Annotated in this window: 28 protein-coding genes; 20 read left to right on the forward strand and 8 right to left on the reverse strand. The window is 40.5% G+C overall.

What is annotated here, in order from left to right; translation table 11 throughout:
- The first annotated feature begins 21 nt into the window (after positions 1 to 21).
- The 6 genes from HCZ11_RS12080 (at position 22) to glpG (ending at position 5242) form a co-directional block, all read left to right on the forward strand.
- Positions 22 to 1080, forward strand: a complete 1059-nt coding sequence (locus tag HCZ11_RS12080; protein WP_130050629.1) for a glycosyltransferase family 9 protein — start codon at positions 22 to 24, stop codon at positions 1078 to 1080.
- Entirely contained in the window at positions 1080 to 1631 is a 552-nt protein-coding gene (gmhB, locus tag HCZ11_RS12085) for a D-glycero-beta-D-manno-heptose 1,7-bisphosphate 7-phosphatase (protein WP_130050630.1), read from the forward strand. The genes HCZ11_RS12080 and gmhB overlap by 1 nt, the downstream gene beginning before the upstream one ends.
- Before the next feature lie 149 nt (positions 1632 to 1780).
- A complete protein-coding gene (locus tag HCZ11_RS12090; protein WP_054560964.1) occupies positions 1781 to 2977 on the forward strand; it encodes a glycine C-acetyltransferase in 1197 nt (398 codons plus the stop codon).
- A gap of 55 nt (positions 2978 to 3032) precedes the next feature.
- Positions 3033 to 4058, forward strand: a complete 1026-nt coding sequence (tdh, locus tag HCZ11_RS12095; protein WP_130050631.1) for an L-threonine 3-dehydrogenase — start codon at positions 3033 to 3035, stop codon at positions 4056 to 4058.
- Between the two features lie 54 nt (positions 4059 to 4112).
- A complete protein-coding gene (gene glpE / locus HCZ11_RS12100) occupies positions 4113 to 4430 on the forward strand; it encodes a thiosulfate sulfurtransferase GlpE (protein WP_167658526.1) in 318 nt (105 codons plus the stop codon).
- The gene (gene glpG, locus HCZ11_RS12105; protein ID WP_130050633.1) at positions 4427 to 5242 is read left to right on the forward strand and encodes a rhomboid family intramembrane serine protease GlpG; all 816 of its coding nucleotides are present in this window, start codon (positions 4427 to 4429) and stop codon (positions 5240 to 5242) included. The genes glpE and glpG overlap by 4 nt, the downstream gene beginning before the upstream one ends.
- Positions 5243 to 5434: 192 nt before the next feature.
- Here the strand turns inward: glpG and HCZ11_RS12110 are convergent, their stop codons facing one another.
- The gene (locus HCZ11_RS12110) at positions 5435 to 5842 is read right to left on the reverse strand and encodes a flagellar basal body-associated protein FliL (protein WP_130050634.1); all 408 of its coding nucleotides are present in this window, start codon (positions 5840 to 5842) and stop codon (positions 5435 to 5437) included.
- A 165-nt stretch (positions 5843 to 6007) separates the two neighbouring features.
- Between HCZ11_RS12110 and HCZ11_RS12115 the strand changes: the two genes are divergently transcribed.
- Positions 6008 to 6553, forward strand: coding sequence for a chorismate lyase (locus tag HCZ11_RS12115; protein ID WP_130050635.1), 546 nt, complete (start codon positions 6008 to 6010; stop codon positions 6551 to 6553).
- Complete coding sequence (gene ubiA, locus HCZ11_RS12120; protein ID WP_167658527.1) at positions 6550 to 7428, forward strand: 4-hydroxybenzoate octaprenyltransferase; 879 nt, start codon at positions 6550 to 6552, stop codon at positions 7426 to 7428. Before HCZ11_RS12115 ends, ubiA begins: the two co-directional genes overlap by 4 nt.
- Here the strand turns inward: ubiA and HCZ11_RS12125 are convergent, their stop codons facing one another.
- The 4 genes from HCZ11_RS12125 to HCZ11_RS12140 form a co-directional block, all read right to left on the reverse strand.
- Positions 7429 to 8049: a 2OG-Fe(II) oxygenase gene (locus tag HCZ11_RS12125; RefSeq protein WP_130050637.1), complete on the reverse strand. Its 621-nt coding sequence runs from the start codon at positions 8047 to 8049 to the stop codon at positions 7429 to 7431.
- A gap of 130 nt (positions 8050 to 8179) precedes the next feature.
- Positions 8180 to 9067, reverse strand: coding sequence for a LysR family transcriptional regulator (locus HCZ11_RS12130; RefSeq protein ID WP_130050638.1), 888 nt, complete (start codon positions 9065 to 9067; stop codon positions 8180 to 8182).
- 119 nt (positions 9068 to 9186) lie between these two features.
- The gene (locus HCZ11_RS12135) at positions 9187 to 10713 is read right to left on the reverse strand and encodes a response regulator (protein ID WP_167658528.1); all 1527 of its coding nucleotides are present in this window, start codon (positions 10711 to 10713) and stop codon (positions 9187 to 9189) included.
- 51 nt (positions 10714 to 10764) lie between these two features.
- Positions 10765 to 11172, reverse strand: a complete 408-nt coding sequence (locus HCZ11_RS12140; RefSeq protein ID WP_130050640.1) for a DUF2721 domain-containing protein — start codon at positions 11170 to 11172, stop codon at positions 10765 to 10767.
- Between the two features lie 86 nt (positions 11173 to 11258).
- Here HCZ11_RS12140 and HCZ11_RS12145 point away from each other — a divergent pair, with 86 nt between their 5' ends.
- The 3 genes from HCZ11_RS12145 (at position 11259) to tsaD (ending at position 13274) form a co-directional block, all read left to right on the forward strand.
- Positions 11259 to 11624, forward strand: coding sequence for a DUF2007 domain-containing protein (locus HCZ11_RS12145; protein WP_130050641.1), 366 nt, complete (start codon positions 11259 to 11261; stop codon positions 11622 to 11624).
- Entirely contained in the window at positions 11608 to 12198 is a 591-nt protein-coding gene (locus HCZ11_RS12150) for a YjaG family protein (protein WP_130050642.1), read from the forward strand. Before HCZ11_RS12145 ends, HCZ11_RS12150 begins: the two co-directional genes overlap by 17 nt.
- Positions 12199 to 12260: 62 nt before the next feature.
- Positions 12261 to 13274 carry a tRNA (adenosine(37)-N6)-threonylcarbamoyltransferase complex transferase subunit TsaD gene (tsaD, locus tag HCZ11_RS12155; protein WP_054560954.1) on the forward strand — a complete coding sequence of 338 codons (1014 nt, stop codon included), beginning with the start codon at positions 12261 to 12263 and terminating at the stop codon, positions 13272 to 13274.
- A gap of 9 nt (positions 13275 to 13283) precedes the next feature.
- On the opposite strand, the gene plsY is transcribed toward tsaD, so the two are convergent.
- Complete coding sequence (gene plsY / locus HCZ11_RS12160; RefSeq protein ID WP_130050643.1) at positions 13284 to 13886, reverse strand: glycerol-3-phosphate 1-O-acyltransferase PlsY; 603 nt, start codon at positions 13884 to 13886, stop codon at positions 13284 to 13286.
- A 229-nt stretch (positions 13887 to 14115) separates the two neighbouring features.
- On the opposite strand from plsY, the gene folB reads away from it, so the two are divergent.
- The 8 genes from folB to HCZ11_RS12200 all read left to right on the forward strand — a co-directional run bounded on the left by folB (position 14116) and on the right by HCZ11_RS12200 (position 20271).
- The gene (gene folB, locus HCZ11_RS12165; RefSeq protein WP_167658529.1) at positions 14116 to 14472 is read left to right on the forward strand and encodes a dihydroneopterin aldolase; all 357 of its coding nucleotides are present in this window, start codon (positions 14116 to 14118) and stop codon (positions 14470 to 14472) included.
- 2 nt (positions 14473 to 14474) lie between these two features.
- Positions 14475 to 14963, forward strand: coding sequence for a 2-amino-4-hydroxy-6-hydroxymethyldihydropteridine diphosphokinase (gene folK, locus HCZ11_RS12170; RefSeq protein ID WP_167658530.1), 489 nt, complete (start codon positions 14475 to 14477; stop codon positions 14961 to 14963).
- Positions 14960 to 15763, forward strand: a complete 804-nt coding sequence (locus HCZ11_RS12175; protein ID WP_130050646.1) for an undecaprenyl-diphosphate phosphatase — start codon at positions 14960 to 14962, stop codon at positions 15761 to 15763. The genes folK and HCZ11_RS12175 overlap by 4 nt, the downstream gene beginning before the upstream one ends.
- 160 nt (positions 15764 to 15923) lie before the next feature.
- Positions 15924 to 17267, forward strand: coding sequence for a UDP-N-acetylmuramate:L-alanyl-gamma-D-glutamyl-meso-diaminopimelate ligase (gene mpl / locus HCZ11_RS12180; RefSeq protein WP_130050647.1), 1344 nt, complete (start codon positions 15924 to 15926; stop codon positions 17265 to 17267).
- 22 nt (positions 17268 to 17289) lie between these two features.
- Positions 17290 to 17913 (forward strand): flavin prenyltransferase UbiX, encoded by a 624-nt coding sequence (locus HCZ11_RS12185; protein WP_167658531.1) that lies wholly within the window; start codon positions 17290 to 17292, stop codon positions 17911 to 17913.
- Complete coding sequence (locus HCZ11_RS12190; RefSeq protein WP_130050649.1) at positions 17910 to 18839, forward strand: ABC transporter ATP-binding protein; 930 nt, start codon at positions 17910 to 17912, stop codon at positions 18837 to 18839. The genes HCZ11_RS12185 and HCZ11_RS12190 overlap by 4 nt, the downstream gene beginning before the upstream one ends.
- On the forward strand, positions 18839 to 19606 hold the full coding sequence (locus tag HCZ11_RS12195) for an ABC transporter permease (protein WP_130050650.1): 768 nt from the start codon (positions 18839 to 18841) through the stop codon (positions 19604 to 19606). Before HCZ11_RS12190 ends, HCZ11_RS12195 begins: the two co-directional genes overlap by 1 nt.
- On the forward strand, positions 19606 to 20271 hold the full coding sequence (locus tag HCZ11_RS12200) for a tRNA (guanosine(46)-N(7))-methyltransferase TrmB (protein ID WP_130050651.1): 666 nt from the start codon (positions 19606 to 19608) through the stop codon (positions 20269 to 20271). The genes HCZ11_RS12195 and HCZ11_RS12200 overlap by 1 nt, the downstream gene beginning before the upstream one ends.
- Here HCZ11_RS12200 and HCZ11_RS12205 read toward each other — a convergent pair.
- Complete coding sequence (locus HCZ11_RS12205) at positions 20268 to 22118, reverse strand: GGDEF domain-containing protein (protein WP_167658532.1); 1851 nt, start codon at positions 22116 to 22118, stop codon at positions 20268 to 20270. The two genes, HCZ11_RS12200 and HCZ11_RS12205, sit on opposite strands and share 4 nt — an antisense overlap.
- A 248-nt stretch (positions 22119 to 22366) precedes the next feature.
- Here HCZ11_RS12205 and panP point away from each other — a divergent pair, with 248 nt between their 5' ends.
- Positions 22367 to 23995, forward strand: coding sequence for a pyridoxal-dependent aspartate 1-decarboxylase PanP (panP, locus tag HCZ11_RS12210; protein WP_130050653.1), 1629 nt, complete (start codon positions 22367 to 22369; stop codon positions 23993 to 23995).
- A 33-nt stretch (positions 23996 to 24028) separates the two neighbouring features.
- On the opposite strand, the gene argE is transcribed toward panP, so the two are convergent.
- Entirely contained in the window at positions 24029 to 25180 is a 1152-nt protein-coding gene (gene argE / locus HCZ11_RS12215) for an acetylornithine deacetylase (protein WP_167658533.1), read from the reverse strand.
- Positions 25181 to 25395 lie beyond the last annotated feature (215 nt).

Raw genomic sequence — 25395 nt, forward strand, 5'->3', positions numbered from 1 at the left:
TTGCTGTAGCTAAGGGCGCACGTGACTCAATCAACCTCCTATTCAGATATTTGTATTTTAAGGCTTTCGGCTATTGGTGATGTATGTCATGCCGTATCAGCAGTGCAAGCAATTCAAAAGGCACACCCGAAGGCAAAAATTACCTGGGTGATAGGTAAAGTTGAGGCTATGTTATTGGCCGATTTACCTGGTGTTGAGTTTGTTGTATTCGATAAAAAGCAGGGTAAACAGGCTTATCAGCAACTAAAAGAGACTTTCAAAGGTCGTAAATTTGATGTGCTATTACATATGCAAGTAGCACTAAGAGCGAATTTAGCAGCCCGTTGTATTCCAGCAAAAGTCAAAGTGGGGTTTGATTGGGCTCGTTCAAAAGAGTTACATAGCTTGTTTATTAATAAACGTATTGCCCCGCAATCAGAGGCTCATGTATTAGAAGGCTTTAAAGGCTTTGCTCAAGCTATTGGTACGCCTGATTACAAACCTCAATGGCAAATGCCAATTACCGAGCAGCACCAACAAGCAGCCGATGCGCTATTAGGTGAAGAGCGTTTAACCGGGCGTATTTTTGTTATCTCACCTGCGGCAAGTAAAAAAGAGCGTAACTGGTTACCCGAACGTTATGCTGCACTTGCTGAACATGCTTATCAACAAGGCTTTTCGGTGGTTATCACCGGCGGTCCAACGCCTTTAGAGAACGAACTAGCAGATCAAATTATCGCACATAGTTCTGCTCCTGTGCTTAACTTAGTAGGGAAAACCCAACTAAAAGAACTGCTATGTGTTTTGAAACGTGCGGCGTTAGTGTTAGCTCCTGATACTGGGCCTGCGCATATGGCTGTAACGGTAGGAACACCTGTTATAGGTTTGTATGCCCATTCAAACCCAAAACGCACAGGACCTTATTTGTATCAAGATTATGTTGTTGAGGTTTATCACCAAAATTTACTTGAACAAACTGGCAAAACGGCGCAAGAGCTACCTTGGGGAGTACGCGTTAAAGGGGCTGATTTAATGGCGCAAATAAGTGTCGAAAAGGTAATTTCGATGTTTGACTATGTGATACACAAAGAGCAACTGTAATGAGCAACGTTTTATTTTTAGACCGAGATGGTGTGGTCAATATTGATCATGGTTATGTATACAAACCACAAGAATTTGAATTTGTACCCGGTGTATTTGAGGCGTGCAAAGCCTTTGCGGATGCGGGTTATAAAATTGTGATAGTTACTAACCAGTCGGGTATTGGTCGCGGTTATTATTCAGAACAAGATTTTTCTAAGCTCACTGAGTGGATGAAAGGTGAATTTTTACGTCATGGCGTTGCTATTCTTGATGTGTATTTTTGCCCGCATCACCCAACCAAAGCGGAACCTGCCTATTTGCAAGAATGTAACTGTCGAAAGCCTGCTCCGGGTATGCTTTTACAAGCTATCAAAGAACATCAAATCGACCCATCACAAAGTATAATGGTGGGTGATAAGCTTGGCGACCTTATTGCCGCTGAGAGAGCCAATATCGCTACGCGTGTTTTAGTTCGTTCAGGGCAAAGTTATGCAGAATCAACAGAGCAACATGCCGATATTGTATGTGAGTCTTTAGCTGATTTACCTACTTTGATTTTACAATCTTAGCAGGTAAGACCAGTTTTATTTCGCACGCCTCAAGGTGTGCGACGAACTGCAAACAGTGCAATTGTTCGCCTAAGCTTTTACAATAGGCGCAAAATTTAAAGTCATGCTAATCATTCCTGGTTAGGTACAAGAATATGTGGAGATTACAGATGAGAGCATCTGCGTTTTTTAATCAGTTGCAGCAGCAAATTGATGAAGTGAAAGCTGAAGGCTTATACAAAAGCGAGCGTGTTATCACGTCACAGCAACAGGCTCAAATTGAGGTTGCTTCTGGTGATAAGGTCATTAACTTTTGTGCTAATAATTACCTTGGCTTAGCAAATAGCCCAGAGTTAATTAAAGCAGCTCAACAAGGCCTTGACGACCACGGTTTTGGTGTTGCTTCTGTACGCTTTATTTGTGGTACTCAAGATATTCATAAAACCTTAGAGCAAAAGATCTCTGAGTTCTTAGAAACAGAAGATACTATTCTTTACTCATCATGTTTTGATGCAAACGCAGGTTTATTCGAAACAATCTTAGGCCCAGATGATGCAATTATCTCTGACGCTCTAAACCATGCTTCGATTATTGATGGTGTGCGCCTTTGTAAAGCAAAACGTTTCCGCTACGCAAATAACGACATGAGCGACCTTGAAAAGCAACTTATTGCTGCTGATGAAGCGGGTGCTAAAACAAAACTAATCGCAACTGACGGCGTTTTCTCAATGGACGGTGTTATTTGTAATCTTGAAGCGGTTTGTGACCTTGCAGATAAATATGATGCATTAGTAATGGTTGATGACTCACACGCTGTTGGTTTTGTTGGTGAAAATGGTAAAGGTACGCCTGAGTACTGTGGTGTACTAGACCGCGTTGATATCATTACAGGTACGCTCGGTAAAGCACTTGGTGGCGCATCGGGCGGTTACACATCAGGTAAAAAAGAGATTGTAGAGTGGTTACGTCAACGTTCTCGTCCTTATCTTTTCTCAAATTCACTTGCACCATCAATTGTTACAGCATCAATTAAAGTACTTGAAATGCTTAGCAATGGTGGCGAGTTACGCGCAAAACTATGGGATAACGCAAAATATTTCCGCGAACAAATGGAAGCTGCAGGATTTACTTGTGCAGGTAAAGACCATGCCATTATCCCTGTTATGTTAGGCGATGCTAAAGTTGCCTCAGCCATGGCTGACAAATTACTTGCTGAAGGTATTTACGTAACAGGTTTCTCATTCCCTGTAGTACCTAAAGGCCAAGCACGTATCCGTACGCAAATTTCTGCGGCGCATACAAAAGAGCAATTAGATACCGCTATTGCTGCCTTTACCCGTATTGGTAAAGAAATGGGTGTTATCTAATTTTATTTCTTAAACCGAAGCTATTGCTTCGGTTTTGTTTAATTGAGTGTGAATCATGAAAGCATTATCTAAATTAAAAGCAGAACCAGGGATCTGGATGACTGATGCGCCAAAGCCTGAAGTTGGCCATAACGATCTGCTTATTAAAATCCGCAAAACAGCAATTTGTGGAACTGATGTCCATATTTATAAATGGGATGAGTGGGCACAAAATACAATTCCTACGCCAATGGTTGTTGGCCACGAATATGTAGGTGAAGTGGTTGATATGGGCCAGGAGGTACGTGGTTTCCAAGTAGGTGACCGTGTTTCTGGTGAAGGACATATCACATGTGGTCACTGTCGTAACTGTCGTGCCGGACGCGTACATTTATGTCGTAACACTACTGGTGTGGGTGTTAACCGCGAAGGCGCATTTGCTGAATACCTTGTGATCCCAGCTTTCAACGCATTTAAAATTCCAGATAACATTTCTGATGAGTTAGCATCTATCTTTGACCCATTCGGTAATGCTGTACACACTGCGCTGTCGTTTGATTTAGTGGGTGAAGACGTATTAATCACAGGTGCAGGCCCAATTGGCATCATGGCTGCAGCTGTTGCTAAACATGTTGGTGCGCGTCATGTGGTTATCACTGATGTAAATGAATACCGCCTAGATTTAGCGCGTAAAATGGGTGCTACCCGTGCTGTAAACGTGGCTACTGATAACCTTGAAGATGTTATGAAAGAGCTAGGAATGACAGAAGGTTTTGATATTGGCCTTGAAATGTCGGGTGTGCCAGTTGCATTTAACAGCATGTTAAACAACATGAATCACGGTGGTAAAATCGCTATGCTAGGTATTCCACCTTCAGATATGGCGGTTGATTGGAACCAAGTTATTTTCAAAGGTCTAATCATTAAAGGTATTTACGGCCGTGAAATGTTTGAAACTTGGTACAAGATGGCGAGCTTAATCCAATCAGGTCTTGATCTGAAGCCAATTATCACTCACCAGTTCTCTGTGGATGACTTCCAAGCTGGCTTTGATACAATGATTTCAGGCCAATCAGGTAAAGTGATCCTTAACTGGGATTGATACCAAGTTGTTTGATAAGGCGGCTTTGGCCGCCTTTTTAGTTTAGAGAGTACTATGTCGTATAAACATATTTCAGTGAGCGAAACTTTTGCCCTGTTAGATAAAGAATATGTTGTGATTGCTGATATTCGCGATCCTAACTCATTTCAAACTGGGCATATTCCAGGCGCTGAGCATTTATCAAATGCCAACATCAGTGATTTTATGATGCATAAAGAGTTTGATCAGCCAATTATCATCGTTTGTTATCATGGTGTGAGCTCTCAAGGTGCTGCGAGCTACTTAGTAGAGCAGGGGTTTGAAGACGTTTACAGTATGGATGGTGGTTTTACTGCTTGGCAGACACAACTTCCGGAGCATATTGAACGATGATTGAGTTGGGCAGCATAAATAATCCTCGCGCCGCACAAGGCTTTATAGATTACATCAAAAGTAAGGGGTTACATGGCGAGTTGCGCTCACAAGATGGTCAAACCGTGATTATTTGTGTTGCCCCAGAGCACTTTCATCAAGCTCAACCACTTTGGCAGGAGTTTGCTGCTAATCCACATGACGAAAAATACCAGCAAGCTTCATGGCAGGTAGGAAGCACTCAATCGCCACTATTATATCAAGGTCAGTCACTTAACTTAAAAGCTCGCTTTAAAGCATTAAGTTGGCTAAATCGTACTGTTACATTAGTGTCGATTGTTATATTTGTAGCCTTCTTATTAGGTGGTTTTGAAACTATTTATAGTATGTTGCAGTTTAATCCTGCACAGCCCCTAACTTGGTTTACACCTGCCATTGTGCATTTTAGCGCTATCCATCTTATTTTTAATTTGATCTGGTGGATGACACTGGGTAACGATATAGAAAAACGTAGCGGTAAGTTAACTTTAGTTGGTTTATTTTTAGTTACTGCATTCATTAGTAACTGGGCACAGTTTTTAGTTGTAGGGCCGAACTTTGGTGGTTTAAGTGGCGTTGTTTATGGCTTACTGGGTTTTTGTTGGATTTACAGCGTAATGAGGCCATCAGAGCCGTCATTAGTAAGTAATAGCATCGTCGGTTTTATGCTGGTTTGGCTTATTTTAGGCTTTGTTGAATTGTTGCCCGTGAGTATGGCTAATTGGGCACATTTGGCGGGGTTATTAGCTGGAATGGCTTACGCCGTGTCTGACAAGCTGCTATCGCGTAAATAATACCAACCCGCAATAATACTTAATCATTTTGAGGGATTAAACCTGTCGCTAACTGCGTTAAAAATTTCTCATTTAGAACAACTAAATAACGAAATTTTTGCCTTGTTATCAACGAGGTTTTATTGCCTCAAAATAGACTACTTAATTAAGCGGATTGATATAAAAATGGCGGCTAATGCCGCCATTTTACAATTAATGATATAAATACTTAGTAAATAACACTTCTCGGACAATCTCTTGTCCTGTTTCTTGTTTTAGTAGTGATTTTAGCTTCTCGGTACAGCGCTTTCTGATTTCTTCGCGGCCGGTAAGCGATTTAATATTTTCTTCTGGCTCTTTAGAGAGTATTTCAACAATCGCATCACGCAATAGCGGAGTGTGGTGTTCTACCACAGCAATATCTGACATATCATTAAGCATCAGATCCACCGTAATACGTACATATCCAAGCTTTTTATTACCTTGGCCTATGTAGTTGGTGATGATGTCAGGCTCAAAACCAAAGTAGCCAACATTTGATTCAGCCCGCACAGAGCAACTTGTTATTGCACTAACAAGCAGCATGCTTATCAAGTAAATTGATAACAATGACTTTTTCATAGTTAAGAATATTCCACCCTTTCAATGACTTTTAGTCTATACCCAAATTCACCTAAGATACAGGCTGTTCTGTGTTTTTTAACCTTGCTTGAGATTAAATCATGACTTTTTCGAAACGTGCAGCGATGATATCATTTGCATGTTTTTTTTAAATAATGAGTCGTTGTGATCACATTCCCAGTTTCACTAGCTGCAAATTGGCAGCCTGCTTCAGCATTTCCAGATTTGACGCAACAACAGCAAGGTTGGCTGCTTGAAGCCGGGTCATTAACGGCTAAGCTTAAAAGTCATTGTCAGGCTTTTTCAGTTGAAGTTTTAAACGAAGCACCTTTTGACTTAACCTGCGAGCAACAAGCGTTATTAAATACTTCTTTAAGTCAGGCATTAAACCGTGAAGTTTTACTTCTGTGTGATGGTAAACCAATGGTTTATGCTCAAAGCTGGTTGCCAGCGGATGATACATTAAAAAAGCAACAGTTGCTAAGTATGGGAACAAGACCGCTTGGCGATGTTATTTTTCAAGACCCAAGCTTATCGCGAACTGAAATCGAAGTTGCTGAGTTTTCACAGCAGCACGCTATTCAAGCTTTAACAGCTGAAATCGGCTACTCTTCACAACCATTGTGGGGAAGACGCAGTGTATTTAGCTTATCTAATGCTCATTTTCTCGTGGCTGAAGTATTCTTACCTGGAGCGTATATTTACCTATGAAGCTAGCTGCACTTAAGGTCGCACATATACCTTACTATAAACAGTTAATGCGTACCGATAAGCCAATTGGCACTTTACTATTGTTGTGGCCAACTTATTGGGCGCTGTGGCTTGCTGAGCTTGGCACGCCGAGCTTATTAAATTTTGTGGTATTTAGTTTGGGTGTCTTTGTGATGCGCAGTGCCGGCTGTGTAATTAATGACTTTGCCGATCGTAAAATAGATGGCTCAGTTAAGCGCACAGCCCAGCGACCGCTGGCAGCAGGTTTGGTATCAAGTGGTGAAGCTTTGAGCTTGTTTGTATTGCTTATCTTGGTAGCGTTTGGTTTAGTGTTAACACTCGGATTGCCAACCATTTTACTGTCGTTTGGTGCTTTAGCTCTGGCGTTTTGTTATCCATTTATGAAGCGTTACACCCAATTACCGCAAGTTGTGCTTGGTGCTGCATTCAGCTGGGCTATTCCAATGGCCTATATGGCATCAATTGGCTCTGTACCATTAGAAGCTTGGTTATTATTTACAGCTAATCTTGTATGGACTGTGGCTTATGACACCATGTATGCCATGGTTGATAGAGATGATGATTTAAAAATTGGTGTTAAATCAACGGCAATATTGTTTGCCAGCTATGACAGACATATCATCTTTTTACTCAATGTTTTGTTTATTATGATTCTTGCTTACATTGGTAAGAGTAACAACCTTGCTTTGCCTTATTGGCTAGGGTTAATTGCAGCGATTGGTTTTTTACTCTATCAACAAACGCTTATTCATAATCGAGAGAGAGACCCTTGCTTTAAAGCATTTTTGAATAACCACTATGTGGGGTTGGTGGTTTTTATTGGTTTAGCAGCATCCTTGCCACTGCCATTTTAATTACCTTGGTGGGTCGATAATACCGCTGATTGAGGCATTTTTCCTGAACCAACCAGCAATGGAATAGCGAACATCGTGTGCCGGTAATACTTCATGCATAAAGCGCTCACTTTCAAACATAACCAGCAAACCAGCTTGAGGCTTTATGACAATTTCAATGTCTTTACTTTTTGGCTTGTAAATTACCAATTCACCACCTGATTCTGGCGTGTTCAAGTAACAAACCGTTGTGAAAATTCGATTCGAACGGCCTTTGAAAGCATCAAAATGCTTTTTATAAAAGTCACCTTGCTGATACTTTGCATAGTGGCATTCATAGTCGAATAACCCTAAATAAAAGCTACGGTTTAACTGTGTTTTTATCGCTTCCATGGTCGCCAGATAGGTAATTTGTGCTTGGCTTGAACTATCGAACCAAAAAGTTTTATCTTTTCGCACGGTTTTATCTATTTGTTGGTCGGTTAAACGGCCAATACCAGCAGTATGAAAATGTGGGTTAATTCGATAGCAATCAGCAATTAAATCAGCGATTAGGTTTTCATCAATGGCGTTTTCAACAACAGCATAGCCAGCCTGTTCGATGGCATCTAAATAAGAGTCGGAAATTAGTGGTGCGGTCATTCATATGCACAATCAAAAAAAGGTGAGTAAGTGTATATGAAAAAATGTGCGATGCACGCTTTTTATGCAATAAAAAAAAGGGGGGGGGCTAGCCTGATTCATTACAGGCTAACAGCATATAAAATAGCTTTTAGCTTTGGCTTGCTAACGCCGTTTTTTCAATGAGGTCAAGTAAATGACTAACATGAGAATTTTCATTGATTTGTTGGTTAGTTTGGATCACCAGCTGCTCGTGTGCGATACCTTTATTGGTTTTCAATAACAGTAAATCTGGGTCTGAAGAGACAATACTTGTGTGTTCAATACTGGCTATTGCGATGTGGTTTGACTTTTTAAGGCCATCCATTACTTGCTCAATGCTACCTACTTTTATACTTGATGTTTTATCAAAAGATTCAATTGCATCATTCAGCATAGATTGAACCTGTTTTGATTGAGAAAAGCAGCTGTACATTGGGTAGTCAGCAAAGTCGCGTTTACTGATATCGCTTTTATTGGCAAGTGGGTGGTTCTTAGCCACAAAAATAATGAGTTGATCGGGTAAATGAATATCGCTGCCAATGCTGTTCATTGCTTGCGAGCATACGCTGATATCAATTTCACCTAACTGCAGTTTACGTACAAGCTCGCTTTGTTCTTGTAACTGCATCTCGATTTTTACATGTGGATACTGCGCTAAAAATTGGCCGCAAGAAACAGGAACAACCGTGCTAGCTTTATTGGTATAACCGATAACTAATTTTTCGTTAGTGCAACCGTTTAAAGATTCGAATAAACGTTTTTTGGTCTCTTCAAGGTTGTCGAGGGTTTGTTTAGCGTACTCAAGGAAAAGTTCACCTTCTTTGGTTAGCTTAACTGAGCGTGTAGAGCGGGTAACTAGCTCATAGCCAATTTCATCTTCAAGCGTCTGAATACTGCGAGTTAACGCTGAAGTGCTGATTTGGGTTTTTTCTGCAGCTTGGCGAAAATGCCTCAGCACGCCTAGTGCCACAAATTGTTCAAGTTGTTCAAATCTCACTTTAATAGTCCCTTGTTATAAGTAAGCCTTTTTACATATAGGCGGTATTATTATACTTCACGGAAGGCATAGTAAATTATTGTACCTTTTTTGGGAAGTGTTTTACAGAAAAGTTACATCTAATCAGGGTAACGATCTTTAATCTCTAAGAAAAGTGGTAAATTTTCAAGTAATAAGTCGACAAGAATTGGATCAAAATGTTTCCCGCGTTGATCTTTTATAAGCGTTAAAGCCTCATCCAATGGCCATGCTTTCTTATAACAACGGTCGCTGCAAAGCGCGTCAAATACATCTGCTAGGGCGGTGATACGGCCAACTATATTGATATCGTCTGCTATTAAACCTTGCGGATATCCTGAACCATCCCACTTTTCATGATGCTGGTAGGAAATTAAAGCACCACATGTCAATATCTCGTTACTTGAATTTTTTAATATTTCGTAGCCGATTTCTGCATGGGTTTTCATTACTTCCCACTCATCATCAGTGAGTTTACCAGGCTTGTTTAAAATGTTATCGGGAATGCTGATCTTACCTATGTCATGTAAAGGTGAGGCAAGTTTAATGATTTCGCATTGAAATGGGTTTAGTTCTGAAAGCTGAGCAAGCAGTTCACTATATAAGGCAACACGTTTAACGTGGGAACCAGTTTCTTTAGAGCGTTTTTCTACAGCCTCACCGAGAATGTACGACAATTCTTTTTGTGATTCTTTTACCATTTCTCTGAGTTTTAAATTATCGTAAGCAAGCGCGATATTATTGGCATAAAACTCTAACAGTTGATGCTCTGTTGCTTGCAACTTACTACCTTTATGTACATAAAGCATGGTTTCTAGGCCAGCTTTGGTAGGAAAGTAACCAATGTAATCATTGCTTGTTTTTAGTGATGACTTACGCTCATGTGCATCTATAAATAAGTTTTTTACCTCATCTGGAATGGTATTTTGCTGTGGTGTAGGACCTACGCCTGAGGCAGCAAGAAGCTGGAAATCTTTTGCTGGAGACGATTGTAAGTTAACAGCCGCAGCACAATAGATTTGCGCATCATTAATTCCCATCACGTTAGTGACATGGCTTAAAATTGTTGAGGCGAACTCATGAACACTGTCACATTTTAAAAAATTTGCTGAAGCATTAATTATTTGTTCAAGACCATGCTTATGGCGGTCAATAATTTGAATATCACGATGTGCCCTTAAGGCTGAGTAGAGCAGGGTTTTAATTTTAATCGCGGTGAGCTCTGTTTTATTTTTGTAATCGTTGATGTCGTAATCGCGGATAATGGCTTCTTCAGGGGCTTCACCGGGCTGGCCTGTGCGCAGTATTAAACGAATATCGTGGTTTTCTATTTCATCGCGAATGAATTGAATAAGCTCAAGACCAGCATGGTTGGTTTCCATTACCACATCAACTAGGGCAACAGAAAAGGGAATATCTTTTTTTAAAAACTCTTTTGCTTCGGCCGCAGAATAGGCGTCATAAAAGCGCAGACCTTTATTTTCAAAACTGAACCCAGCTAATACTAGTTTCGTAACTTGGTGAATATCTTCTTCATCATCAACAACAAGAATATGCCAGTATTCAGGTTCTTCAGTTTCTACATTATTTTCTTCTAACTGTTCTTCAGAAAATAAGAAATCATCCACAAAAACACCACTTATTGTTGTATCTCATACAATAAGTATAGAGGCAGAAATTTACTCTGCCTTATCTGAAACTGGTTTTTTTTCGATATTCTTCAATTCGATTTCGATAGCGTGGCAGGAAATGTGGATCTCATACAAAGAGGTTAGAAGAGACAAGGCTAAGCAAGCGAGGCTGCTCCCAAATAAAATGATTCCAGTGGTATTAAACTCTATAAATAATGCAAACATCGATAAAGTACACATGAGAAAAGAGGCAACGCCATAGACCTGCATCACCCGAATGAGTTTGATACGTTTTCTTAAGTTGGTAATTTGTGCAACAACCAGTGGGCGGATACTTTCCCCTTCACGTGCATTGAGTTCTCTAATAAGCTGAGCAAGCACCAAAAAGCGGTTGGTATAAGCAAGTAACAGTAAAGAAATTGCAGGGAATAACAATCCCGGTGTTGTTAAAGTCATGTGGTTACCTTGAAATAAGCGTTGCAGCGAAGTCAATTGCTAGCGTAGTTTAGGATTTAAAGATAAAAAAGTAAAAGAGAAGTGATTTGCAAAACAAGAATTTAAATCAACCAAACAAGCCGGACCCATTTTCTTGGGTGAAAGTATTTCAAGCTGAAAATGGCTTAGAAGCAAATATTATTAAAGGGCTTTTACAAAGTAAGGGGATAGAATCTCAATTACAAGGTGAGCTTTTACAAGGAGCGCTTGGGGAGATCCCATTTGAACAAACGGGGGTTGATATACTTGTTTACGCATTAAAAGAGCGCCAGGCGCAAGAAATATTGCTAAACTACCGACAATTAAAACAATCGGCTCCTGACTGGGTATGCCCTAAGTGTCTTGAGCTTAACGGAGCAACATTTGAAATATGTTGGTCTTGTGGGACTGTAAAGAATGACGAAAGCGAATAATTTTCAACGTATTAGAGAATTAAACTATTTGCAAAAAGCAGTGTTAGGTGGAGCTTTACTTGAGCGTATGCTGCCTAATTACAGCTTATTTAGTGAAGCAACAGGGTTTGGTGATGCAGCGGTTTTTCGAAGCGCACTTAGTGTCTGCTGGGAAAAAATATTACTGCCAAAAAGTAAAATCAGCCTTGAAAAGCAAATTGAAAAAATAGAACCGAATGTGCCAGAGCTCACTGACTTTGATATGTTTGGGGCTTATCCGGCAATTGATACTGCTACAGCTCTGCTTGGTATGCTGCACGGTTTAATAGCTAAAGATGAACAAGAGTTTTTGAATATTAGTAAAATTTCACAGGCTTCAGTGGCTCGCTTTATTGAGTACCAACTAACAGTAGATGGTGAAGTGGCAGACAACAAAGCTGTCCGTGAACACCCTTTAATGCAATATGAAATTGATGTGCTTGCAGAGCTTATTGATTTTGTAGAGCAAATGGGCCGAATTACTTCAGAGAACGTAAAAGAGCTTAAACAACTAGCGGTTTCTGATGGCCAAACCAACATTGGTATTGCAATTTAATATTCAGTAATGCGTATTTTCACTGTAAAATGCGCATTTGTTTTTTCTTGGCGGAGTAATTGATGCGAATTTTAGGTATTGAATCATCATGTGATGAAACGGGTATTGCCATTTATGATGATGAACAAGGCTTATTAGCACATCAACTGTATAGCCAAGTAAAAGTGCATGCCGATTACGGCGGCGTGGTCCCTGAACTAGCTTCACGCGATCACGTACGTAAAACTTTACCTTTAATTGATGCGGCATTTGCGCAAGCTGGCTGTGGTCCAGAAGACTTAGATGGTATTGCTTACACCGCAGGGCCCGGACTTGTTGGTGCACTCTTGGTGGGAACCTCAATTGGTCGCTCACTGGCCTATGGCTGGAATATTCCAGCAGTCGCTGTGCATCATATGGAAGGCCACCTACTTGCGCCAATGCTAGAAGAAGACAAACCAGAGTTTCCGTTTATCGCGCTTTTAGTGTCTGGTGGTCATACCATGATGGTTAAAGTATCTGGTATTGGTGAGTATGAAGTATTAGGTGAGTCAGTTGATGACGCTGCAGGTGAAGCATTCGATAAAACAGCGAAGTTGTTAGGCCTTGATTATCCAGGTGGTCCACGTTTAGCAAAGCTTGCTGAGCAAGGCACACCAGAGCGTTTTGTGTTCCCGCGTCCGATGACCGATAAACCTGGCTTAGATTTTAGTTTTAGTGGTTTAAAAACAGCAGCGTCGCTCGCTATTCGTGATAGCGATGACGATGAGCAAACTAAAGCAGATATTGCCCATGCATTTCAAACAGCTGTTATTGATACCCTAATTATTAAATGTAAACGAGCTTTAAAACAAACAGGTATCAAACGTTTAGTTATTGCTGGTGGCGTGAGTGCTAACGTGCAATTACGTGCTCAACTAGAACGAGTTATGCAAGGTATGAAAGGGCGAGTGTATTACCCGCGCACAGAGTTTTGTACAGATAACGGTGCAATGATTGCTTATGCAGGTATGCAGCGTTTGAAAGCAGGTCAATTCGCGAGCCTCGATATGAAAACTAAGCCACGCTGGCCTATTGATTCACTCGAAGCGCTTTAATTTATAGCACTACTCTTGTTCAGGGGCTTTTTTCTTAGCCCCTATTTTAGGTTCTTCCCCAGCCATCAAGCGAGTAATATTTGCTCTGTGGCGGAAAATTATCAGTACGGTTAGAAAGGTAACAGGCAAAGTATACAAGGGCTTTATCCACCAAGTATAAAGAGGCGCTAATGAAACTGTTACCAGTGCCGCAAGTGATGAGTAACGCGTGATAGCAACAATTAAGATCCAGGTTGCAATTAACATCCCACCTAGCGATAAACCAATAGGTAATAAAGTACCAAAGGCAGTTGCAACCGCTTTACCGCCTTTAAAACTAAAAAACAGTGGGTACATATGCCCTAGACAGGCTGCTACCCCAATTAGACCTAACATTAGAGGATCTATTTTTAAAAAGTAGGCACCCCAAACTGGGATCGTCCCTTTTAAAATATCAAAGACAAGAACTAAAACTGCGGGGACTTTTCCGCCTAGGCGATAAACATTTGTTGCACCAGGGTTATTCGATCCATGACTGCGTGGGTCTGGTAGTTTAAACAGCCGTGATACAAGGATAGCGGAAGAGACCGATCCCAGTATGTAAGCTAAAACTAACATTAAAACTTCTAACACGCGCTTCCTTATTTTTTAATCTGCACTTTTGGGCTATCATTGGCGGCAAAACCATCTGCCGCTCTCATCGAGTAGAATGTACGCACCATATTGCAATGCATCTATCCGTTATTGTAGGGGTAATTTTTATATATTAAAACAGTATGACAGCTTATATAGCGCATTATTGAAATCAATAAGCGTTTAGGATGAGTATTGTTTTAAAATATTTATGTCACTTGGAGTATCAATGGACAAGGTATATATATCACAACTACATGTAGACACCATCATTGGCGTGTATGATTTTGAAAAAGAAAGTAAACAAAGCCTGTATTTTGATATCGAAATGTTATGTGATATTTCAGCCGCTGCGGCGACGGATGATATAAATTTAGCACTTGATTATGCCAAAGTGAGCGAGCGAGTTATTGAGCATACTACGGCAAAGCCTGTTGAGTTACTTGAGACCTTAGTTGAGCAATTGGCTGCAATGATCCTTAGTGAGTTTGCGACCAGTCAAGTGACTATTCGTGTGAGTAAGCCGGCTGCGGTACCACAAGCTAAAACGGTGGGAGTCGAAATCACCCGTCGTAAGGCTAACTGATTATGGCGCAAATTTTTATAAGTCTTGGCTCTAATGTTAATAAAGAGCACTACCTGAGACAGGCGCTTATTGCCCTAAAGCCTTACTTTCCTGACTATAAACACTCGTCAGTTTATGAGAGTGAGGCAGTTGGCTTTGCAGGGAACAATTTTTATAACTCTGTGATTGCTGCTCAAACAGATATGCCATTAACCGAACTGTGTAAACTTCTGAAGAAGATTGAACTTGATAACGGTCGCACCCGCGAGGATAAAAAATTTAGCCCGCGCACTTTAGATCTAGATTTATTGTTTTATGATGACATTATCTGCGACTCGCCTGCGCAGTTACCTCGTGACGAAATTACCAAAAATGCGTTTGTACTACAGCCATTAGCTGAAGTAGCCCCTAACTTTTTTCATCCCGTAGCTAAGCTAACTTTAGCTGAACTATGGAATAATTATAACAATCCGCAACAAAAACTATGGAAGGTGGAGTTTTCTAACCCATGAGTATTATTGAGATAATTGTTCTAGCCTTAATTCAAGGATTAACTGAGTTTTTACCTATTTCGAGCTCAGCACATTTAATTTTACCCTCACAAGTTTTAGGCTGGCACGACCAAGGCTTAGCATTTGATGTGGCGGTTCACGTTGGTACTTTAGGTGCCGTGGTACTGTATTTTCGTAAAGAAGTAGTGGATATTCTTGGCGCTTGGTTTAAATCGTTTGGATCACAAGGCGCGACTGATGACAGCCGTTTAGGTTGGTGGATTATTGTTGCGACTATTCCTGCATTATTAATCGGTTACCTATTTAAAGACTTTGTAGAAAGCTACTCACGTAATGCCTGGGTTATTGCAACCTCGACTATCGTATTTGGTTTACTGCTTTGGTATGCCGATGCTAAAGCAAAACAAGTTAAGAATATTTACCAAGTAAACTTTTTTAGTGCGTTATTACTGGGTTTTTCGCAAGTGCTAGCGATGGTATTTCCGGGGACATCGCGTTCTGGTATTACCATTACAGTGGGTTTAATGCTGGGTCTTAACAAGCAAAGTGCTGCGCGTTTCTCGTTTTTAATGTCGATTCCGGTTATTGCAGCTGCAGGTTCATATTATGTGTATCAATTGGCAACAGCGGGTGAAGCGATTGATTGGCATGCTATTTTATTAGGCGCTGCATTATCATTTGTATCAGCGTATGCATGTATTTTCTTTTTCTTAAAAGTAATTGAGCGCATGGGCATGATGCCATTTGTTATCTACCGCTTACTATTAGGCGTTGGTTTGTTTGCATTCTTAATGCTGTAAAATAGGCGCTCACTTCAATTAAAAAACACCTCAAATTGAGGTGTTTTTTATGTTGGCTATTTGGCAAAAGTCTATTGCCGTGTAGTAATGGTAAGTAAAGCTTATATTTGGCATTATAACGCTTTATTTTAACTCTCATTCATTTTGCTCAGGACAGTAGATGCATATTCATATTCTTGGAATTTGTGGCACCTTTATGGGTGGTATTGCCGCAATCGCTAAATCGTTAGGTCATACCGTGACAGGCTCTGATCAAAATGTGTACCCGCCGATGAGTACACAATTAGAAGAGCTAGGTATCACCCTAACCCAAGGTTATGACATTAGCCAACTAGATCCCGCGCCCGATATGGTAGTAATTGGTAATGCTATGAGCCGTGGCAACCCTTGTGTTGAATACGTGCTTGATAAAGGCTTGCCTTACACGTCAGGTCCTGAATGGTTAAAACATAATTTATTGCAAAACTCCTGGGTCTTAGCCGTAGCGGGTACCCATGGCAAAACAACCACAGCCAGTATGCTGGCATGGTTATTAGAATATGCGGGAATGAAGCCGGGATTTTTGATTGGTGGTATCGTTCAAAACTTTGGTGTGTCTGCTCGTGTGGGCGAAACGCCATTTTTTGTTATTGAAGCCGACGAATACGACACTGCTTTTTTCGATAAACGTAGTAAGTTTGTGCACTACTTACCGCGCACATTAATTCTAAATAATCTCGAATTTGATCATGCTGATATTTTTGAAGATTTAAACGCGATTAAAAAACAATTTCACCACTTGATGCGTACACTACCTAGTAGTGGCAAAGTTATTTGGCCTAGCCAAGACGAAGCTCTACAAGATGTGATTGAACGAGGCCTTTGGAGCGAGAGTGAAACACTCTTTGGCGATTGGGATTACCGTTTACTTAAAGCAGATGGTAGTGAATTTGAAGTGTTATTAAATTCACAAGTTCAAGGCGTTGTCAGCTGGCAAGCCATGGGTGAGCACAATGTGAAAAATGCCATTATGGCGATAGCAGCTGCAAGGCATGTAGGCATTGCCGTATCTGTCAGCATTGCAGGCCTAGCTGAGTTCATTTCTCCTAAGCGCCGCATGGAGCTCAAAGCTGACATCAACTCGATTAAAGTGTACGACGATTTTGCCCATCACCCAACGGCAATTGAAACAACCTTAGCAGGGCTTCGTGCAAAAGTGGGCACAGAGAAGATCATTGCTATTTTAGAGCCTCGCTCAAACACCATGAAAATGGGCGTGCATCAACAAACCTTGATTGATTCACTGAAAGCGGCCGATGAAGTGTATTTATTTGAGCCAGAAAATTTAAGCTGGTCGCTAAAAGAATACGCAGATAAAGCTGGGATGCATTGTAGCTCAAGCACTGAGGATATAATTGCTCAAGTCATCGCTAGTATCGCGCCTTCACAACATGTGTTAATTATGAGTAATGGTGGTTTTGAAGGTATTCATCAGCGTTTAATCACAGCACTTGAACAAAACTAATCAGTATCAGGAGCTTAACTGTATGCAATTTAAAGATAAAATAACATTAGCTTTTAGTGGTGCTTCAGGTGCTCCCTATGGCTTAAGGTTGTTAGAAGTATTACTTGAACAGCAGTTTCAGGTATATGTACTGATCTCAAGTGCAGCACGAGTAGTGCTTGATACAGAGTCAAATATCAAACTTTCGGGTAACGAAGAGAAAGCGACAGAACAACTCAGCACGCTTTTTAATGCAGCCCCTGAGCAACTTAAAGTATTTGGCAAAGATAATTGGTTTAGTCCTGTTGCGTCTGGCTCAGCAGCGCCGAAAAAAATGGTGGTTTGCCCTTGTAGCGCAGGGTCTGTCTCTGCAATTGCAGTGGGAGCATCAGATAACTTACTTGAACGTGCGGCAGATGTAGTTATTAAAGAGCGTGGTCAGCTAATTTTAGTCCCGCGCGAAACACCATTTAGCGAAATTCATCTTGAAAATATGTTGAAGCTAGCGCGACTAGGCGTAACGATTATGCCGGCGGCACCTGGTTTTTATCACCAACCTGAGCAGATTTCAGATTTGGTCGATTTTATGGTGGCGCGAATTTTAGATCATTTAAACATTGAACATACTTTGACGAAGCGTTGGGGTTATGGAGAGGGCAAACAGTGAGCGAAAAAACGATCGCATTAAATATTGAAGGCCTAAAAAAGGTTTATAAAAATGGTGTTGAAGCTGTAAAAGGTATTGATTTACAAGTTCAGCAAGGTGATTTCTTTGCCTTACTTGGCCCAAACGGTGCCGGTAAATCAACCACCATTGGTGTTATCTCATCTTTAGTGAACAAAAGTGCCGGTCGTGTACAGGTGTTTGGTCACGACATTGATACAGATTTGGAAGCCGCTAAGTCTGAACTTGGCTTAGTGCCGCAAGAGTTTAACTTTAGTCAATTTGAAACACTTAACCAAATTTTGGTTAACCAAGCAGGTTATTACGGTGTACCAAGAAAGCTGGCCCATGAGCGAGCTGAAAAGTACTTAAAGCAGCTAGGTTTATTTGAGAAAAAAGATAAGCAAGCGCGCACCCTTTCAGGTGGTATGAAACGCCGTTTAATGATTGCTCGTGCACTGATGCATGAACCTAAATTACTTATTTTAGATGAACCAACAGCAGGTGTTGATATTGAGCTACGCCGCTCTATGTGGGATTTTCTTCGCGAGATTAATAAGCAAGGTGTCACCATCATCTTGACTACCCACTATCTAGAAGAAGCTGAGCTGTTATGTAGAAACATCGCGATTATCGACAGCGGCGTGATTGTTGAAAACACCACCATTAAAGCCTTACTTGCCAAGCTTGATAAAGAAACCTTTGTACTTGACTTAAAGCAGCCTGTGCAGCCAATTAGCATTGCAGGTTACAAATATACACTGACTGATGACCACACTTTAGAAGTTGAAGTGGCGAAGTCTCAGGGCTTAAACCATGTATTTAGTGCACTGAGTGAGCAAGGTAACACAGTGCTTAGTATGCGAAATAAAGCAAACCGTTTAGAAGAGTTGTTTGTAGGACTATTAGAACAAGGGCGAGGCGAATAATGTTTAAATATGGAGTAGCGCTAAAAAGTATTTGGATCAAAGAGTGTATTCGCTTTTTACGTATTTGGGTGCAAACCTTAGTTCCGCCTGCAATCACGATGAGCCTGTATTTTGTGATTTTTGGTAATCTGATCGGTTCTCGTATTGGGGATATGGGTGGCTTTACTTATATGGAGTTTATTGTACCGGGTCTGATAATGATGTCGGTGATCACCAATTCGTACTCAAATGTTGCCTCGAGTTTTTATTCTACTAAATTCCAAAAAAGCATTGAAGAGCTATTAGTTGCGCCAGTGCCGAATTACATTATCGTACTAGGCTACATGGGTGGTGGTATGACGCGTGGCATGCTGGTTGGTTTAATTGTTAGCTGTGTCTCTTTGCTATTTGTTGATATTCAAATTCATAATATTTTTGTGATTATGGCTACGGTTATTTTAACGTCGGCTGTGTTTGCGTTAGGCGGACTTATTAACGCAATTTATGCTAATAGCTTCGATGATATTAGTATTATCCCGACCTTCATTTTAACGCCGCTGACCTATCTAGGTGGGGTGTTTTACTCTATCAGCCTGTTGCCAGAATTTTGGCAAGGTGTATCGCAAGTAAACCCAATTATTTACATGGTAAATGCATTTAGATATGGCTTCTTAGGTGTGTCGGATGTCGACTTATCGGTAGCATTTGGTGTACTTGCTTTATTTATTGTGGGTTTATTTACTTTAGCATTAACCCTTATTAAACGTGGTGTGGGGCTTAGACACTAATGACGGATGCAAATTCGAGAAGTATTGTATCGAATCAACCTGGCTTACATGAAAAGCTAGACGAAATAGTTTTAAAGCACTTAAGTGCTGAATTTAAAAAGCCGATTGCAGAGCATACGCAAGCGGCTTTTGATCAGGTCAATGAAAAGGTGCAAGCGTTTAGCGGACCTATCATTCTTGACTCGTGTTGTGGTGTTGGTGAAAGTACCGCTAACTTAGCAAAACATCACCCTGATGCGTTAGTGATTGGAATTGATAAATCATCACATCGTTTAGATAAACATGATATCGAATATAAGCAAACTGATGCAGGGCAGTATATTTTAGTGCAAGCTGACTTAAACGACTTTTGGCGTTTAGCGGTCGCTGCAAACTGGCAACCAAGCCATCATTACCTGTTGTATCCAAATCCATGGCCGAAAGCAAAACACTTGCAAAGAAGATGGCACGGCGCTGCTATCTTCCCGTTTATCATTAAACTAGGTGGTCGTTTAGAGCTTAGGAGTAACTGGGATATTTACGTAAAGGAGTTTGCTCGCTCACTTGAACTTGCAGGGCATAAGTGCGATGTCCAGCAGTATGAAAGCGATACTGCAATTACTCCGTTTGAACGTAAATATTGGGCTAGTGGTCAACAAAGTCATCGTTTAGTGATTAATCTTTAATGAATGTAAGGAGTCGGCGGTGCAAAGTGGCTCCCTTGCATTAAAGTAACACCTGCTCGAGCAAGTGCCTGTGCTATTTGCTCGTTATCAACTTGCTCAGCAATCACATCTAACTTTAGTTGCTGAGCATATTTTACCAAGTTCTCAATAAACAGATAGTTATCTGTATTAGTATGAATTTGGCTCACTAACCCTTTATCAAGTTTTAAACCATCAATTTCGAGCTTTCTGATGTGTGGCAAGCTTGAAAAGCCCGTGCCGAATTCATTGATAATAACCTGAGCCCCTTTATTTTTTAGAATATTAATAAAGGTTTTTACTTCACTAAAGTAAGCAATGGCATCACGCTCATAAAACTGAAAAATAATATTGTGGGGCTGCGGGTAGCGCCTTAGCTGAAGTTCTAAAAACTCGCTTAAACTTGGATCAAGAATATCTTGTGCGGTAATATTGATACTCCAGCACACATTGGTTTTTCTAAACTGCTCAATGCATCGGGTAAACATAGTACGCCTTAAAAGACCATCCATACGTGAGCGTTTCAGCACCATCATAAAGTAATCAGGTGTATGGATACGACCTGTAGCACTGGCCATTCTGGCTAGGCACTGGTAATGATTAATATGTTTCCTTTGGCTGTCATAGACTGCTTGAAAATAAGGCACGATGCGATTGTTATCGAAGGCTTCTTTCACTTCTTTGGCAAGCGTAACGTTATTTCTAAATTGCTCTTCAACTTGTTTAAAGATATTTTCATAACGCACAATACGTTGATTATTTAGTTTTGCTTGCTGTAATGCAACGTGGGCGTTCTCTATAAGCATTGATTTATTACCTGTGGCAATTCCCGCATACAAGCTCACGTAGATATAAGGCTCTTTTAACGCTGGAATAGCATAGTTAAAGGCATTAATTACATCATCTATATTGCGTTCATCACTATGAGTTTGCAATAACGCAATTTTATTGGTTGCTAAACGATAGACAACTCCTTCGCTAGGTATCCTTAATTGAAAATAGCCAAGCAAGTTAGCCATCACTTTGTCGCTAACTTCACTGCCATAAAAACTGCTAATATCTTCTAGTTCGTTAATAACAATTACTGCCAGTTCCATGCGATGCTTGGTGGTTCTTTTTATGTAGTATTCAAGTGCTACATGATTTGCAAAACCTGTACGCGCATCAGTTGAGAGCGAGCGTTTTAACTGTAAAAAGTAGAGCCCTGCAATTAATGCTGCAATAAAGAAAAAAAAGCAGCCGGTAATCATCGCTCGTGAAACACTTTGCTGCAGTTGCTGGTTTAAATCGCTAATAGTTATATCGGCCCCGGTGATATAGGTGTGACCATTATTATCGACAAAAGTCACAAAGATACTTTTAAAATAGCCCCATTGATCTTTTGAAATTTCGAATACAGGCTCAGTAGAAAAAAATGCCTCTTTGTTAAGTTCAGTCGCTTCAGGATAGGCATCTAAAAATTGTGTAACACGACCATTATTTTGATCTTTTTGTGTGTAACTAGATGCACTAAAGTACACTTTGTCATCACGAAGTACCATAGCGTAAACATAGGCAAGTTGCATTTGTTTTGCATATTCAGAAAGGGCACGACTTTTTTCTTTATACATTGATGCGGAGATAGGTAAACCTGCATTGACTATATTGTGGTAGTCATCACCGAGGATATGTCTGACACTGACCGCGGCATTGAACAATTTACTATCGATATTCGCCATGATCTCGCTACGCGAAGTTTCATAGGTGTAATAGATATAGCCAAATAAGCTAATAAAAAATGCGGCGAAGCCATATAGTAGCCAACTGGTTTTTTGCAATCCTTTGGGCATAGACGTTCCCTTAGCAGTTATCACTTGATTATACTAAAAAAACATTTGTCTGATAGTAGAAAATAACCGTAAATTTCATTAACGGTTCACTTTTTTGTCATCGAAATTAGGGCTTTTTTGCTTTATACGAGACATTTTCGTGATATTCCAGTAAAGTTAGCCAATTTCGTAGAAACAGTGCCGCAAAAGTGCTCTCTTAGGTGTTCCATCATCGGGTGCATTTTTAGCTGCTAATTATGGGTATTAGGATGGATCAAAAGCGTTGTGCCGTCGCCTCTAAAGAAAGCTTGATTCGTATTTTTACGGTGCCAGAAGCACCAGACTCGACATTAAGTAAAATCGAATCTGAAATTTCTAGTAATTTAGCTGGGTTCTTGAATGAGAACATAGCTGCAATTGAAAAGCCTTTGCACGAAATTGAAAAAGACTTTCAAACGGCCACTATTCCAGAAGAGCCAACTTTTGTTTCTGATTATGCTCAAGACATTATGGAGCAGTTAGTTGCTCATTCTGTTCATACGGCTGCACCAAGCTTCATTGGTCATATGACCTCAGCGTTACCGCATTTTGTATTACCGCTTTCTAAGTTAATGGTAGGTCTTAACCAAAATTTAGTAAAAATTGAAACCTCAAAGGCATTCACCCCACTTGAAAGACAAGTCTTAGGGATGATGCATCACCTTGCTTATGGCGAAGCTGAGAGTTTTTATAGCAAGTGGATGCACAGTGCAAAAACCTCTTTAGGCGCATTTTGCTCAGGCGGAACCGTAGCTAACATTACTGCGTTATGGATTGCTCGCAACCGCTTATTGAAAGCCGATGGCGATTATAAAGGTATTGCAGCACAGGGATTAATCGCTGGGATGCTGCACTATGGTTACAAAGGCTTAGCGGTACTGGTTTCTGAGCGAGGTCACTATTCATTAGGCAAGACTGTTGATTTGCTAGGTATTGGTCGCGATAACATTGTCGCAATTGCGACAGGCGAAAATAATAAAGTTGATGTCGATGCTATGCGCAAAAAAGCCCATGAACTGGAAGCGTCTGGTATAAAGGTAATGGCACTCGTTGGTGTTGCTGGGACGACAGAAACTGGCAGCATAGACCCGCTAAATGAAATGGCTGATTTAAGCGAAGAGCTTGGCTGTCATTTTCATGTGGACGCCGCATGGGGTGGGTCAACCTTACTTTCTTCAAACTATCGCCATCTTTTAAGCGGTATTGAACGTGCTGACTCAATTACTATTGATGCGCATAAACAAATGTATGTGCCAATGGGCGCGGGTCTTGTGTTATTTAAAGACCCCGCTGCGACAGATGCTATTGAGCATCATGCTGAATATATTCTTCGTAAAGGCTCTAAAGATTTAGGTAGTCATACATTAGAGGGAAGCCGCCCAGGTATGGCAATGTTAGTGCATGCTTGCTTACGTGTTATTGGCCGTAAAGGCTACGAGATGTTGATTGACCGTAGTATTGTTAAAGCGCGCACTTTTGCCGAAATGATCAAACAAGATGAAGATTTTGAGTTAATCTCTGAACCTGAGCTGTGCCTATTAACATATCGTTACGTTCCAAAAGAAATTCAAGCTAAGCTCAAAGGTGCTAACGAAGAAACTAAATTAGATATTTACGCTTCGTTGAATCGCTTCACTGCAAGTATGCAAAAGCGCCAGCGTGAAGCTGGACGCTCTTTTGTATCTCGTACTCGTTTAACACCAGCAAAATATGACCATCAACCCACCGTAGTTTTTCGTGTCGTATTAGCCAATCCATTAACCTCAAAAGCTATTCTAAAAGATATTTTAGCGGAGCAAAAAGAGCTAGCGAAAACTGACCCAGTATTTAAAAAGTACTTAAGTAAATATATGAGTTAGTGATAAAAAAGGAGCATGATGCTCCTTTTTTAATTAGTCGTTAAAGCAGCTAGCTTTGATCATGTTACTGATAATCGCTTGCGAAGGTTTGATTTTTTCCATCGCTAAAAACTCATCTGGTTGGTGAGCTTGGTTAATTGAGCCTGGCCCCATGACAATTGTTTCGCAGCCAAGTTGTTGAATAAAAGGGGCTTCTGTACAATAGTTTACAGCGACAGCTGGCTGACCGGAGACTTTTTCGGCCAGTTTCACAAGTGCAGTATCTGTACTTCCGCTAAACGCAGGGATTGGTTCATGCATATCGATAACACTCACTGCGTTGGGGTATTGAGTATTAATTTCCTCTGCGGCACTAAGCAAAATCGCTTGTAGTTCTTGTACACTTAAACCGGGTAACGGTCGCATATCAATATGCATTTCACAGCAGCCGCAAATGCGGTTGGCATTATCACCGCCATGAATATGGCCAAGGTTCAAAGTAGGGTACGGAATTTCAAAGTGTTCTACTGAATATTTATTCTTTAATTCTTCTTTTATGATTAACAATTTTGTAATCATTTTATGCATGACTTCGATGGCGTTCAAACCTCGTTCAGGATCTGAGCTATGGCCCGAGCGACCAATTACGCGAATAGCTGTACTCATATGACCTTTATGTGTAAATACCGGAGTCATATCTGTTGGCTCACCAATAATACAGCGTGCAGGTTTTAAGTTCGGGTGACGGCAGATTTGCTGTGCACCCGCCATTGTAGTTTCTTCGTCGGCTGTGGCTAGAATTAATAGAGGCTCAGTTTGCTTGCTTGCATCAAGTTCGCTAATAGCTTGCAGTACGAAAGAAAAAAAGCCTTTCATATCAATACTACCTAAACCATAAAGTTTATTGTTATCTTCGCTGAGTTTGAACGGATCATAATTCCAACGACTATCATCAAATGGTACAGTGTCAGTATGGCCGGCAAGCATTAAACCGCCGTCTCCTTCACCACGTCTAGCTAATAAGTTGTAACGCCCTTTACCGTTTTCAAGCTCTGTGATTTCACATGTAAACCCAAGGCTTTCGCACCACTGTGCGAGCAAGGTAATAACCCCTTTATTGCTCATGCACAAAGAATCTTCAATCGCGCTAATTGAAGGAGCAGCAATTAGCTGCTGATACATAGATAAAAAAGAGGGTAGCGACATAAAAAAATCCAAAAATAATTATTCAATCTAATTGCATAACAATATAAAAGTATTTATGATGAATATCAATTCACTTTTTAAGCATAAATATTAGTAAAGCTTTACGATGAACACGAAACGACGATAACCTGATTTCATTACTTTAGACAGTGTTTTTATTCGCATTTGAGCGAGTATTTTTAGGCGTATCGATAAATAGATTGAATAGGTAAAAG

This window comes from Pseudoalteromonas sp. HF66 (assembly GCF_011806445.1).
GTDB classification, from domain to species: domain Bacteria; phylum Pseudomonadota; class Gammaproteobacteria; order Enterobacterales; family Alteromonadaceae; genus Pseudoalteromonas; species Pseudoalteromonas apostichopi.